Source organism: Kribbella sp. NPDC050241 (assembly GCF_044459685.1).
Classification (GTDB): Bacteria; Actinomycetota; Actinomycetes; order Propionibacteriales; family Kribbellaceae; genus Kribbella.
The window spans coordinates 286,134-299,368 of sequence record NZ_JBITJE010000007.1 but is presented as its reverse complement, the minus strand read 5'-3'; the positions used below and the strand labels follow the sequence as shown (position 1 = coordinate 299,368).

Annotated in this window: 13 protein-coding genes; 11 read left to right on the top strand and 2 right to left on the bottom strand. The window is 68.4% G+C overall.

The window, feature by feature from the left end:
• Positions 1-43: 43 nt before the first annotated feature.
• Positions 44-1,369 (bottom strand): ABC transporter substrate-binding protein, encoded by a 1,326-nt coding sequence (locus ACIBG5_RS30405; protein ID WP_396394923.1) that lies wholly within the window; start codon positions 1,367-1,369, stop codon positions 44-46.
• A 191-nt stretch (positions 1,370-1,560) separates the two neighbouring features.
• Between ACIBG5_RS30405 and ACIBG5_RS30400 the strand changes: the two genes are divergently transcribed.
• The 7 genes from ACIBG5_RS30400 (at position 1,561) to ACIBG5_RS30370 (ending at position 8,351) form a co-directional block, all read left to right on the top strand.
• Positions 1,561-2,442: a carbohydrate ABC transporter permease gene (locus ACIBG5_RS30400; protein ID WP_396394922.1), complete on the top strand. Its 882-nt coding sequence runs from the start codon at positions 1,561-1,563 to the stop codon at positions 2,440-2,442.
• Entirely contained in the window at positions 2,442-3,350 is a 909-nt protein-coding gene (locus ACIBG5_RS30395; protein WP_396394921.1) for a carbohydrate ABC transporter permease, read from the top strand. Before ACIBG5_RS30400 ends, ACIBG5_RS30395 begins: the two co-directional genes overlap by 1 nt.
• Before the next feature lie 62 nt (positions 3,351-3,412).
• Positions 3,413-4,939 carry a hypothetical protein gene (locus ACIBG5_RS30390; protein WP_396394920.1) on the top strand — a complete coding sequence of 509 codons (1,527 nt, stop codon included), beginning with the start codon at positions 3,413-3,415 and terminating at the stop codon, positions 4,937-4,939.
• A complete protein-coding gene (locus ACIBG5_RS30385) occupies positions 4,936-5,772 on the top strand; it encodes a fumarylacetoacetate hydrolase family protein (protein ID WP_396394919.1) in 837 nt (278 codons plus the stop codon). Before ACIBG5_RS30390 ends, ACIBG5_RS30385 begins: the two co-directional genes overlap by 4 nt.
• A complete protein-coding gene (locus ACIBG5_RS30380; RefSeq protein WP_396394918.1) occupies positions 5,772-6,512 on the top strand; it encodes a 6-phosphogluconolactonase in 741 nt (246 codons plus the stop codon). The genes ACIBG5_RS30385 and ACIBG5_RS30380 overlap by 1 nt, the downstream gene beginning before the upstream one ends.
• A complete protein-coding gene (locus ACIBG5_RS30375) occupies positions 6,505-7,248 on the top strand; it encodes a sugar isomerase domain-containing protein (RefSeq protein WP_396394917.1) in 744 nt (247 codons plus the stop codon). The genes ACIBG5_RS30380 and ACIBG5_RS30375 overlap by 8 nt, the downstream gene beginning before the upstream one ends.
• A complete protein-coding gene (locus ACIBG5_RS30370; protein ID WP_396394916.1) occupies positions 7,239-8,351 on the top strand; it encodes an N-acetylglucosamine-6-phosphate deacetylase in 1,113 nt (370 codons plus the stop codon). Before ACIBG5_RS30375 ends, ACIBG5_RS30370 begins: the two co-directional genes overlap by 10 nt.
• On the opposite strand, the gene ACIBG5_RS30365 is transcribed toward ACIBG5_RS30370, so the two are convergent.
• Positions 8,352-9,392, bottom strand: coding sequence for a helix-turn-helix transcriptional regulator (locus tag ACIBG5_RS30365; RefSeq protein ID WP_396394914.1), 1,041 nt, complete (start codon positions 9,390-9,392; stop codon positions 8,352-8,354).
• A 149-nt stretch (positions 9,393-9,541) separates the two neighbouring features.
• Between ACIBG5_RS30365 and ACIBG5_RS30360 the strand changes: the two genes are divergently transcribed.
• The 4 genes from ACIBG5_RS30360 (at position 9,542) to ACIBG5_RS30345 (ending at position 13,235) form a co-directional block, all read left to right on the top strand.
• On the top strand, positions 9,542-9,916 hold the full coding sequence (locus ACIBG5_RS30360; RefSeq protein WP_396394913.1) for a cupin domain-containing protein: 375 nt from the start codon (positions 9,542-9,544) through the stop codon (positions 9,914-9,916).
• Positions 9,913-10,287 carry a DUF1304 family protein gene (locus ACIBG5_RS30355; RefSeq protein WP_396394912.1) on the top strand — a complete coding sequence of 125 codons (375 nt, stop codon included), beginning with the start codon at positions 9,913-9,915 and terminating at the stop codon, positions 10,285-10,287. Before ACIBG5_RS30360 ends, ACIBG5_RS30355 begins: the two co-directional genes overlap by 4 nt.
• A 145-nt stretch (positions 10,288-10,432) precedes the next feature.
• Positions 10,433-11,968, top strand: coding sequence for an alkaline phosphatase D family protein (locus ACIBG5_RS30350; RefSeq protein ID WP_396394910.1), 1,536 nt, complete (start codon positions 10,433-10,435; stop codon positions 11,966-11,968).
• Between the two features lie 7 nt (positions 11,969-11,975).
• Positions 11,976-13,235: a hypothetical protein gene (locus ACIBG5_RS30345; RefSeq protein WP_396394909.1), complete on the top strand. Its 1,260-nt coding sequence runs from the start codon at positions 11,976-11,978 to the stop codon at positions 13,233-13,235.

Genomic DNA, 13,235 nt, shown 5'->3' with positions numbered 1-13,235 from the left:
TTCGATTCCGCGGCTCACCGGTTTGTCCGACGCGAGCGCCAACTCACTTGCCCTTCGCGAGGGTGTCGTTCCACGCCTTCTCGGCGGCGTCCAGCGCATCCTTGGCGGACTTGGTCCCGGACATGTACGCCCGGATCTGGTCGTCGAACAGCTTCCGCAGCTGCTCGTCGTTGCCCGAACCCATTGACGCGTCCACGCTGTTCTTGAACGTGTCCAGCAGAATCTTGCGCGCCTCGTCGGCGGACGTGGTGCCGGGGATGTCAGTGAAGAACGGGTCGGCCAGTGCCTTCACCGACGACGGGTAGATCGGCACCAGCTTGCACAGCGCGAGCTGCTGCTCGGGCGCGGCGACGTACTTGAGCCACGCGGCCGCGGCGGCCTGGTTGTCCGACTTGGCCGGGATACCCATCACCTGCTGGCCGGGCATGTAGAACTTGCCGTCGGCACCGGTCACCGGCGGTCCCACGACGATCGACTTGTAGACGGCCGGGGAGTTCTTCTCGACGTTCAGCAGTGAGCTGGACACGGCCGCCGGGTTGAAGGCGATCAGCTTGTTCTCCAGTGACTGGGGCAGATCGCGCTGGTTCTCGCCGAGGCTGCCGGGTGCGATCGCGCCCGAGCTGAAGAGGGTCTTGAACTTCTCCACGAGAGCCAGCGTTTCCGGCGTGTTGAAGGCCGCCGACTTGCCGTCCTCCGACAGCAGCTTGACGCCGTCAGCCTGGACCACGCTGGAGTAGGCCATGAAGTTGGTCGCGGACTTGCCGGTCGCGTCGTGGTACGCCTTGGCCAGGGCGAGCGCCTCGTCGTACGTCTTCGGCGGCGTGGCCGGGTCGAAGCCGGACTTGGCCAGCAGATCCTTGTTGTAGAACGCGAGCGAGGTGCCGCCGTTGTACCAGGGGATCGCGATCCGCTTGCCGTCGGCAACCAGCGGGTCGGCCAGGTTCGGCAGGTAGGCGGCGACGTCTTCCTTGCTGAACAGGCCGTTCAGGTCGGCCATCGAGCCGGCGAACAGGCCGGTGGTGGCGGACGTGAAGTTGACGACGTCCGGCACCTTGCCGCCGGCGATCGCCGCCAGCAGCTTGGTGGTGATGTCCTGGCCCGGGACGTCGACCCACTTGATCGACACCTTCGGGTGTTCCTTCTGGTAGGCGTCGATCCACTTCTGGATGTCCGGCCCGTAGTTCTTCTGCAGGTTGATGGTCCACCACTCGACCTCGCCGGAGTAGGCGTCGGTCGACTGCTGTTCTGGCTCGTCTCCGCCGGCCGGACTGCCGGAAACGCATCCGGCGAGGGCCAGCGGCAAGGCCAGAACCATCGCGACGGTGGGGACGAGGCGTCTCCTCAGCAGGGATCGTGTGCGTCGCGACATTGCGAGCTCCTCGGGATGTGTGTCCTAAATGGTGCTTACAGACACCACAGTGTTTGCCATCGATCGGCCGGCGTCAACCGATGACTTCCAAAATCTTGCCAATTAGCGCTTCCGGCGGCGGGTGTGGTGAGCTACGGTTCCGCATAACCGCGAAGCTGAAAGCCAGGTTTCAGACACGAGAGGCGGAAGGCATGCCGGGTCTCCGGGGCCGCGTGGTCGGTCAGCACTGGTACACGCCGTACGCGTTCATGCTGCCCGGGCTGCTGATGTACGCCGCGATGTTCGCCTGGCCGGCCGTGATCGCGATCCAGTTGGCCTTCTCCGACTACAACATCGTCAGCCCGGTCCGGTTCTCCGGGCTGGACAACTTCTCCCGGCTGCTGCATGACCCGCGGGTCTGGATCGCGCTGCGCAACTCACTGCTGTTCGTGGTGATGTTCCTGCCGCTCACCGTGGTCGTCCCGCTGTTCCTGGCGATGCTGGTGAACCTGAAGCTGCGCGCGATCCAGGCGTTCCGGATGCTCTACTACCTGCCGGTGATCACCTCGATGGTCGCGGTGGCGGTCGCCTGGCGGTACGTCTTCAACCGCGAAGGCGTCATCAACTGGCTGCTCAGCCTGGTCGGGGCGGGTCCGATCGACTTCCTGCTCGATCGGCACTGGGCACTGCCGACGGTGGTGCTGCTGGAGGCGTGGAAGAACGCGGGCCTGTTCATGATGATCTACCTGGCCGGACTGCAGGCGGTCCCGCCCGACCAGGTCGAGGCGGCCACGATCGACGGCGCCAACAGCTGGCAGCGGCTCAGACACGTCATCGTCCCGTCGCTGCGGCCGACGTTCGCGGTCACGCTGATCCTCAGCATGCTCGAGGCGATGCGCGCCTTCGAGTCCGTCTACGTGCTGACCCGCGGCGGTCCGCTCGACTCCACACTCACCCTCGGCTACTACATCTGGTCGAAGGCCTTCGAGGATTACGACATGGGCTATGCGAGCGCCGTCGGCCTGTTGCTGTGGGCAATCATGATCGTCCTGGCCGGCTTCAACCTGGTCGTGACCCGGCGGAGGGACGGCTGATGGCGACCCGGAGCCGACTGGCCCGGCGTGCCGGGCAGTTGCCACGCGTCGCTCCGCCCACATCGCAACCGACGCCGGCCGGGACCTCCCGGCGCACGGTACGGCGGATCGGGCTCTACGTACTGCTGATCGCGGTGGCGGCCCTGTTCATCGGCCCCTTCCTGATCTTGCTGAGCTCGGCCACCAAGCCGGCCAGCCAGGACGTGTTCGGCTTCCCGCCCGACCTCATCCCGCGCCCGCCGGTGGCCGACTGGTTCCGGGAGGCGTGGACAACGATCCCGTATGCCCGGTTCCTGGTGAACTCGCTGATCTACGTGGGGATCACGGTCCCGATCTACCTGGTGGTCTCCGCGCTCACCGCCTACCCGCTGGCCCGGATCGCGTTCCGCGGCCGCGGCGTGTTCTTCCTGTTGTTCCTGTCGATCATGTTCCTGCCGGGTGAGCTGATGCTGATCCCGCGCTTCCTGGTGATGAGCCAGTTGGGCCTGACCGACACGTTCGCCTCGGTGATCCTGCCGGCCATTCTCTCGTCGCTCGGGATCTTCCTGCTCCGCCAGGCGTTCTCGCAGATCCCCGACGAGATCGTCGAGGCGGCCCGGATGGACGGTGCGAACGAGTTCGCCATCTTCTGGCGGATCGCGGTGCCGATCGTCGCTCCGACGCTGGCCGTGCTGGCGATCCTCGGTTTCGTCTCGGTCTGGAACAGCTTCATCTGGCCGCTGGTCACGCTGACCAGTCAGTCCAAGTTCCCGATCGCGCTCGGCATCGCCTACCTGAGCGGCGTCAGCGGGACCGACGTCCGCGGTCTGGCCGCGGGCACGGTGATCTCGCTGGTCCCGGTCGTCATGGTCTTCCTGTTCCTGCAGAAACGCATCCTCAACAGCATGGGCGGTGCGGTCAAAGGCTGAGTCGCCACGTCCGCCCGCCCCCGTGTGGTTCCCGCCTTTCCCGTCCACCCCAGTGAGGCATCATGTTGAATCCGCAGCTCAGTCGCCGTACTTTGCTCCTCGGCTCCGCCGGCGGAGCCCTCGCCTGGACCGGGCTTCCGGCTCTCCAGGCGTCCGCCGCGCCAATCGTCTACGACTCGCCCGAGGCCTTCGACGTGGCCCAGGCCGGGTATCTCGCGTCCGACCCGCAGAACAACGAGGCCGGGGTGTACGCGTGGGGCGAGTCCTACTTCCTGCTCAGCCTGCTCCGGATGTACGAGGCGTACGAGGACGAGCGCTACCTGAACACCTTCGAGCAGCGCGCCAAACACGTGATGGCGACCACCGACCACGCCCGCCACGTGAAGGACTACGCCGGCCGGTCCGGCAAGGTGTGGCGCACGGCCGGCAACTACACCGCGGGCCATGGCGTGCTCCCGGACGGCGAGGGCAAGTCGGCCGTGCAACTGCGCTGGGCCGGCAGCAGGGCGGCCGAGTCGACGGCCGAGGTGTCGAACGTCAGCGGCGACACCTTCGACCTGATCCTGCGCAACCCGGCCACCACCGGTGTTGTGACGTTGCGCGGTGTCTCCCTCGATCCGGCTGCCACGTCGTACGTCGTGACGGCGGTCAACAACGCCTACACCACAGGGCTCCGCTGGACTGCTGTCGACCTTCGGACCGCGCCCGCCGCCGGCCCCGCCCCGGCGGCGACCACGATCGCCTTCGAGTCGCAGTACTACGTGTTCGCCGTCCACACCGGGATGATTGCGTTCCCGCTCGCCCGCTATGCCCGGATGGTGCTGCAGTCGCCGAAGTTGCGGCGTGGCCCGAGGCAGAAGGTGGCCATGGACCTGCTTGACGCGGCCACCGTGGCTGTGGCGTTCCACGACCGGGAGTGGGTCTCCCACGCGGACGGGACCGGTGACTACGTCTGGCCCAAGGGTGCGCCGATCCCGTTCGACGGCACGATCCAGCCGTACAACCAGAGCCAGGGTCTCGGCCAGGTGCTGGTCGAGCTTTACCGCGTGACACGGCAGCAGCGCTACCGGACGCGGGTCGTCGAGATGCTGAAGGCGTACCGCGCAGGTCTGACCCTCGCTGCCGACGGCGCCTACGTCTGGCCCTACTGGCCGCCGTACAGCCAGATGTACGCCGGTTTCCCGAAGACCGCCGGGATCTCGGAGTACACGCCGGGGTACTCCGCGTCCACCCAGATCGAGGACATCAGTCACGCGGCGATCAGTACCGAGTTCGTGCACGCGGCGTACGACGCGAAGATCGAGACCGACGTGGCCACGGACGTGCTGCGGTTCACCAAGACGTTCACGCAGCGGGTGGTCCGGTCCGAGACCGAGGTCTGGTTCCGGGTGGACGGGACCGGGACCGCGGTGCCCGCGAACGCGGTGCAGTGTGCACGATGGGGTGCGTACGCTGAGCAGGATCTCCTTGTCTACCAGCAGGCCCTCCGCGTGTACGACGCCGTGCAGCTCGATCCGGTGCAAGGCTCGCACGCATTGGGTATCGCGTATCTGAACTGGGCCAAACAAGCTCCTTGGAGGAATCAGTGAGATTGCTACGTGTCCACACCGACGACGGTCTGCGTGACGCCGTGCTGACCGAGGACGACCGGGTGGTGACGCTGGCCGGGGAGCCCGGGGCGTTCGACCCGGCCGGTCTCCGGGAGCGCGCCACCGCGGCCCTCGCCGACGTGGGGACCGCTGCCGCGTTGGACGACGTACGGCTCGCCGCACCGCTCAGCCCCGGCAAGATCGTCTGCGTCGGGCTGAACTACGCCGACCACGCGGCCGAGGGCGGTCAGGCCGCGCCGGCCGAGCCGATCCTGTTCATGAAGGCACCGGACACCGTGGTCGGCGCTCGCGACGACATCGTCATCCCGCGCGGCAGCGAGAAGACCGACTGGGAGGTCGAGCTCGGCGTCGTGATCGGGCGTACGGCGGCCTACCTCGACAGCGAGGCGGATGCGCTGGAGTACGTCGCCGGCTACGTGCTGGCCAACGACGTGTCGGAGCGGCACTTCCAGCTGGAGCGTGGCGGCCAGTGGGACAAGGGCAAGAACGCAGCTACCTTCTGCCCGCTGGGTCCGTGGATCCTGACCGCCGACGAGGTCCCCGATCCGCAGGCGATCAAGCTCGGCCTGGACGTCAACGGCGACGTACTGCAGGACGGCTCGACGGCGAACATGATCTTCGGCGTCGCGCACCTGGTGCACTACATCTCGCAGTACATGACGCTCTACCCGGGCGACGTGATCAGCACCGGCACGCCGGCCGGCGTCGGTGCGGGACAGAAGCCGCCGCGGTTCTTGCGCAAGGGCGATGTCGTGCGCGTGTGGGCCGACGGCCTGGGTGAGCAGCACAACCGGCTGGTCTCCGCGCCTTGATGGTCGTCGACAAGCTGGAGGTCGAGACGCTTCCGGATCCCGCAGCCGTCGGGGCGGCGGCAGCAGCGGCCGCGGCCGAGTCCCTGCGCCGGATCATCCAGGCGCAGGGCTCGGCCCGGCTGGTCCTCGCGGCGGCGCCGAGCCAGCAGCACACGCTGGCGGCGCTGTCCGTTGCCGAGGGCATCGACTGGTCACGGGTCGAGGCGTTCCACATGGACGAGTACGTGGGGCTGCCGGTCGCTGCGGAGCAACGTTTCGGCCGGTGGCTGGGCCGGCATTTCACCGCCCCGGCGCCGCTGGCTGTCTTCGACCCGGCCGGCGGCGCGGAGCCGGTGGCCGAGGCGGCTCGCTATGCAGCGCTGGTCGCGGCCGCGCCGATCGACATCGTGCTGGCGGGGATCGGTGTCAACGGGCACCTCGCGTTCAACGAACCGCCGGCCGACTTCACCACCACCGACGTCGTGCAGGTGGTCGCACTCGACGAGATCAGCCGCCGGCAGCAGGTGGACGAAGGGCTGTTCGTGTCGCTGGACGACGTACCCACCCATGCCTGGACGCTGACGGTTCCGTTCCTGCTGTCGGCGCGCGACATCTTCTGCATGGTGTCCGGTCCGGCCAAGGCGGACGCCGTACGGCGAACGTTGCACGGTCCGGTGGATCCCGGCGTACCGGCGAGTGCGCTGCGGACGCATCCGCGGGCCCGGCTGTATCTCGATCAGGAGGCCAGTCCCGATGAGTGAGTACCTGACCGCGATCACGGCGTTGCTCGGCCGGATCGAGGCGGAGGAAGGCGAGTCCATCGCGGCCGCTGCCCGGTTGATGGCCGAGCAGGTTGCCGCCGATCAGCTGATCCAGGTGTACGGACCGGGCGGGCACTCGAACCTGGCCGCCCAGGAGATCTTCTTCCGGGCCGGCGGTCTGATGCACGTCTCCGCGATCCTCGACGAGGGCACCTTGCTGTCGAACGGTGCGCTCCGCTCCATGGCCGTGGAGCGCACGCCGGGTTACGGTCGGATGGTGATCGAGAACGCCGGGCTCGGCCCGGACGACCTGCTGTTGCTGGTGAACGCCTACGGGATCAACGCGGCGCTCATCGACGCGGCCCTGACCGCTCGCGAGCGCGGCGCGCGGACGATCGGCGTGAGTTCCCGTGAGCACGCCGAGCAGACGGCGAAGTCGCATCCGGCGCGGCATCCCTCCGGTGCGAACCTGCACGAGGTCGTCGACGTTGCCGTGGACACCAAGGTCCCGATCGGCGACGCGGTGATCGAGGTCGCCGGGATGCCCGAGCGGGTCGCCGCGGTCTCCACCTTCGCCAACGCGTTCACGCTCAACACGATGGTGCTGGCCACGATCGAGCGGCTGATCGAGCAGGACGTCGTACCGCCGGTGTGGCGCAGCGGCAACGCACCCGGAGGGGACGAGGCGAACGCGGCCTTCGTCGGCAGGTTCAGGGAGCGGGTGCGGTGGCTCTAGACAGGTTGTCCGGCCGGGACCCGTGGTCGGGGGAGACCCTCCACCTCGAGTACGTCGACGGCCTGATCTCCCGCATCGAGCGAGCGCCCGGAGACGCAGACCTGCCGTGGATCAGCCGGGGACTCGTCGATCTGCAGGTCAACGGGTACGCCGGGTACGACCTGAACGGCGACGATCTGTCCGTCGACACGGTCCGCGGTCTGCGGGAGGCCTTGCGGCGGGTCGGAGTCACGGTCTTCGTGCCGACGCTGATCACGGCGAGCCCGGAGCGCAACCGTCGTGCTCTCGGGATCGTGGCCGAGGCGAGGCGGCAGGACGCCGAGGTTGCGGCTGCCGTTCCGTTCGTGCATCTCGAGGGTCCGCACATCTCCGACCAGGACGGTCCGCGCGGCGCTCACGACGCGGCCTTCGTCCGTCCGCCCGATCTGGCCGAGTTCGAGCTCTGCCAGGACGTCTCGGACGGACTCGTCGGCTTGATCACCGTGTCTCCGCATTGGCCTGACAGCGCTGATTTCATCGCGGAGGTCGTTGCCGCCGGCACCCGAGTGGCGGTCGGGCACACCCACGCGGACGGTGCGCAGATCCGTGCCGCGGCCGAGGCCGGCGCGACGCTGTCCACCCATCTGGGTAACGGCGCGCACGCCCAGTTGCCGCGCCACCCGAACTACCTGTGGGCACAATTGGCCGAGGACCGGCTCAGCGCCGGGTTCATTGCCGATGGCCACCATCTCCCGGCGGACACGTTCGTGGCGATGGTCCGCGCGAAGGGCCTGGATCGGTCCTTCCTGGTCTCTGACTCGGTGGCGACCGGCGGCCGGCCACCGGGGGTGTACTCGTCGTCTGTCGGCGGCGAGGTGGAACTCACCGATGACGGACGGCTGGTCGTCCGCGGTACGCCGTACCTGGCTGGAGCGGCCGCGCCGCTCGCGGACGGCGTCGCCTGGGCCGCCGCCGCCTTCTCGTTGCCCGAGGCCCTCACCATGGCCGTCACGACGCCCCGCCGGATCATCGACGGGACGGACGGCCGGCTGCGGCCCGGCGTTCCGGTCGAGGACGTCATCACGTTCGGCTGGCAACCCGGCGACCGCACTCTCGCCTGCTGATCAGCGCGTCAGGTCGTCCGGGCGCAGGGTGGCGACGAGTTCGCCGCGGCTCCGCACACCGACCTTGGCGAACGCCGACTTCAGGTGGTCCTGGATCGTGTGCGGCGAGATCGACAGCCGGTCGGCGATCTCCGTTGTGCTGTGGCCCGAGATGACCTCGAGGCAGATCTCACGCTCCCGGGTGGTCAGTCCGTACGCCGCGAGCAGCATGCCGACCAGGTGGTGACCACCGGCCGGTTCGATCGTGACGACGACCTCTGACTGGTCGTCGTCGCTGATGAGCCGGCTGCCCTGCAGCACCACCCAGCCACCGGTCGCGGTCTGCACCCGTGCCTGGAACGTTCCGGCCGCCCGAGTCCCGGTCACCACGGCACGCAGAAGGGTGCTGAACCGCCCAGGTGCGATCTCGTTGAGCTCGGCCTGCCAGGTCCGCGCGGCTGCGGTGATCGCGCGCGGCTCACCGCTCGGGCCGGTCACCACGATGGACGGTCCGCCCCCGCCCTTGTAGCCGTGCGCATCGGTCCGCACCGCCACCCGGGTCGCCGCACCGATCGCCGGCGCCACCGAGCCGAGGAACTCGACCTCGCGGTCGCTGAACTCGGGACCACTCCGGACGAATCCGGCCGCGCCCCAGCAGTCCCCGTCGACGGTGAACGCGGCCCGCACCTCGTGCTCGATCCCGAGTGGCCGCCAGATCTCGTTCAGCCGCCGGTGCCCGACGACCTCGCGGTACGGCAGGTCGGACAGTCGCGCCACGGGGTACGGCCGGCGGGCCAGGTCGGCGAACGAGTTCGGGACGGTGCCGGCGTACTCCGTCTCGGCCAGTGTGGGTTCGTACTCGGGCGGGATGTGGTCGCGGCCGCTCGTCATCGAGCTGATCACCAGCGTGCCCGGATCCATCGCGGCCCAGCAGGTCAGCTCACTGCCGACGACCTGCTCGACCACCTCGATCGCCGCGGCGTGCAGTTCCGCGACGCTCAGTCCGGACGTCGCCAGTGCCGCGATGTCCCGGCGCGCGGCTCGCGCCCGGCCCTCCCACATGGGCTCAGTATGCGCCGCCGTACCGGACCCGCCTATCCCTGAAATGTGGGGAATCCACGGCGATCCAGACCCCCGGCGGACGGGATGGAACCGCCGCTCACCGCTGCCTACCGTCGCAGCCAGACAGTCGCAGCCACAAGGGAGGCATCATGAACGAGTCGGTACACCTGAGCACAGCCGGGACGGGCGCGGAGTACGCCGCCCCGGACGCGATCGTGACGGTCAAGGTCGGCAGCGAGCACACCGGCGCGCAGTACGAGGTGTTCGAGATCGACGCACCGCGCGCCCCGGCCGCGCCACCGCACAGCGAGTCCTGGAGCAAGGCGTTCTACGTCCTGACCGGTCGGATCCTCGTGCAGGCAGGCGATCAGGGCTATGACCTCGGCCCAGGCGCCTCGATCACCATCCCGGCCGGCACGCTGAACACGTTCTCCGTGCTCACGCCATCGGCCAAGTTCCTCGCCATCAGCCAGACCGGCCGGATGAGCGCGCTCTTCGCCGAGCTCGCCGAGGTGCGGTCATGAGTACGGCGACGCAGGTGCTGGCGATCGTGATCGCGGTGATGCTCGTGTCGGTGTTCGTGATGGAGTCGTTCCTGTACCGGAACCCGCGGCTGTACCCGATGTTCCTGACCAAGCCTCGCGACTTCGACGCGGTCCGGTTGTGGACCGTGAACCTGGGCTTCTACAACCTGACCACAGCGATCGCGCTGGTAGTCGGCGTGCTGCTCGCGCGCAACGATCACGTCGCGCAAGGACAGGCTCTGGTCGTCTTCACCGCGGCTCAGCACACGTTCATGGCCGTCGTCCTGGTCGTGTCGCAGCGGAAGCTGTGGTTCAACGCGCTCCTCGAGGGAGTCCCCGCGGCGGTGCTGCTCATCCTCGCCCTCAACTGAGCAGTACGGCGCGAGGTGTAGGAAACTTACGGGTCTTGCGCAACTATGGGCATCAAGCACCATCACTCAAGGTTCTCCGGATGTCACCATCAGCTTCATCCAGCCGGGGACCCTGCCGCCCTGAGTACCCGTGAAGGTGAGGCTCATGAGCCCAATCAGTCGCAGAACCCTTGTCCTCGGCGGACTCGCCGCGGCCGGCGTCAGCGCTCTGCCGGTCCGCTCGGCCGTGATCGCGGCGACCGCCGCCGTACCGTACCCGTTCCAGCTCGGCATCGCGTCCGGTGAGCCCGACGCAAACAGCGTCGTGCTGTGGACCCGGCTGGCCCCCTCGCCGCTGAACGCCGACGGCCACGGCGGGATGACCGACACGAACATCGTCGTCGACTGGCAGGTGTCCACCACCGACACCTTCAGCACGCTGGTCGCCAACGGCCAGGTCACCGCGACGTACGCGACCGCCCACTCCGTCCATGTCGTCGCCGGCAATCTGAACCCCGACTCCGACTACTTCTACCGATTCCGTGCCCAAGGCCACGTCTCGCCGGTCGGCCGCACCCGGACCACGCCCGCGATCGGCGCAGCCGGACGCGACCTGACGATGGCGTTCACCTCCTGCTCGCACTACGAGGAGGGGTACTACACCGTCTATCGCCGGATGGCCGAGGAGAACCCGGGCGTCATCCTGCACCTGGGCGACTACATCTACGAGTACGGCGCCACCTCCGGGCGGCCGCGGCTGCACCTGGGGGCCGAGATCGTGACGATCGCGGACTACCGGCGGCGGTACGCGCAGTACAAGACCGACCCGGATCTGCAGGCCGCGCACGCGGTCGCGCCGTGGATCGTCGTGCCGGACGACCACGAGGTGGAGAACAACTACGCGGGCACGATCCGCGAGAACAACACTCCGGCGCTGACGGCCGCGCAGTGGACCGCACGGCGGTCGGCGGCGTACCAGGCGTACTACGAGAACATGCCGCTGCGGCCGGCCCAGGCCAACAGCGGCAACAGCATCCCGCTGTACCGGCGGCTGCGTTGGGGGAGTCTGGCAACGTTCCACATGCTCGACACCCGCCAGTACCGCAATGACCAGGCCTGCGGCGACGGCTGGAAGATCTGCTCGGATGCGGACCTTGCCTCGCGCAGCCTGCCCGGCAATGCGCAGGAGACCTGGCTGCTCGACGGTCTGAACCAGCACCTGGGCACCTGGGACATCATCGGTCAGCAGGTGTTCTTCGCGCGGCGGTTCAACTCGACCGGCGCGAGCATGGACTCGTGGGACGGCTACCGCGCGTCCCGGGCCCGGATCCAGCAGGGCTGGGTCGACCGCGGTACGCGCAACCCCGTCGTACTGACCGGCGACGTGCACCGCGCCTGGGCGAGCGACCTGAAGGCCGACTACAACAACGCGAACTCGGCGACCATCGGCTCCGAGCTGGTCACCAGTTCGGTGACGTCCAGCGGTGACGGCGACGGTGCCACCACGATCCCGGATGTCGGGACCAACCCGTGGCTGAAGTTCTACAACAACCGTCGCGGTTACGTCCGGACGACGATCAGCCCGACGCAGCTGCGCGCCGACTTCCGTGCGGTGGCGAAGGTGTCGGAACACGGTGCGGCCGCAACGACCGCGAAGTCGTTCGTCATCCAAGAGGGCCAGCCCGGCCTGCAGGCTGTGTGAGGGGATCATGAAGCTTTCCGCAGCTGCTGTCGCAGCCATCACCCTGCTGTCGTCCGCCGTACTCGCCGCTCCCAGTGCGGACGCGCACATCGCCGCACCGACCTGGGTGACCGCCAACAGTGTGTCGACCGGTGACCAGGACGCGCCGTCGATCGCGACCAACCGCAACGGTTACGTGGCCGTGGCGTGGGAGGACGACCGCGACACCGACAACGCGACCGACAACGTGCACAGCGAGATCTTCGTGCGGGCGTACCACAACGGGACCGCGCTGTACGAGAAGAAGGTGTCCGCCGCCGGCAGCAGTGGGGTGACGAACTGGCGCCACCTGCACCCGGACGTCGGCCTGGACGACAAGGGCAACGCGGTCGTCGTGTGGCAGGACGACCCGGACGGCAACGGCTTCTACAACATCCCGTACCGCGTCCTGAACACCGCGGGCACCGTGACCGCATCGGGCAACGCCAACACCAGCGCCGACGGCCAGCAGATCAACCCGCGGGTGTCGGTTGATCCGGACGGTGCACCGTCGACTGCGGCGGTCGCGTTCACCGTTGTGTGGGAGGACATCCAGACCGGCACCCAACCGACGGTCAAGGCGGCCGGGTTCACAGGTCCGACGACCCGCGCCTGGGAAGTCACAGCGTCGACCACGACCGGCCAGCACCACAACCCGGATGTCGCGGCGTCGGCCTCCGGCGATGCGGTTGTCGTCTGGGAGGACGACGGCGACGCCAATGCATCGTACGAGGTCGGGCTGATCCGGCTCGCCCGGACCAACGGTGCGGCCACGCTGTCCCGCCGGGTCGCGAACTCCAACACCACTGGTCAGCAAACGCATCCAGCGGTGGCGGCGAACTTCAACGGTGACTTCGCGGTCGCGTGGGAGTCCGACCACACCGGGACCGCGGGGTCGTGGACGCGCAACTTCACATCGACCGGCACGGCCCGGTACGCCGACGTCCAGGTCGCGACCGGCGCCAAGGCACCGTCGATCGGCATCGACGACCAGGCCCAGACGGTCGTCGGCTGGACGGTTCAGGCCACCGACCTCGATGTCTGGGTCCGCGGCTTCGGCACCACCGGCACGGACACCGGCCGGCTGTCGGCGCAACAGCTCAGCTCGGTCCCGGACCTGCGCCAGGAACAGATGACGGTGGCCGTCTCACCGTTCGCCGAGGTCGCTGTCGCCTACACCGACGACAACGACGGCAACACGTACGACCAGATCTATCTGGGCACCGGAATCTCCAACAACAGCTGGTGA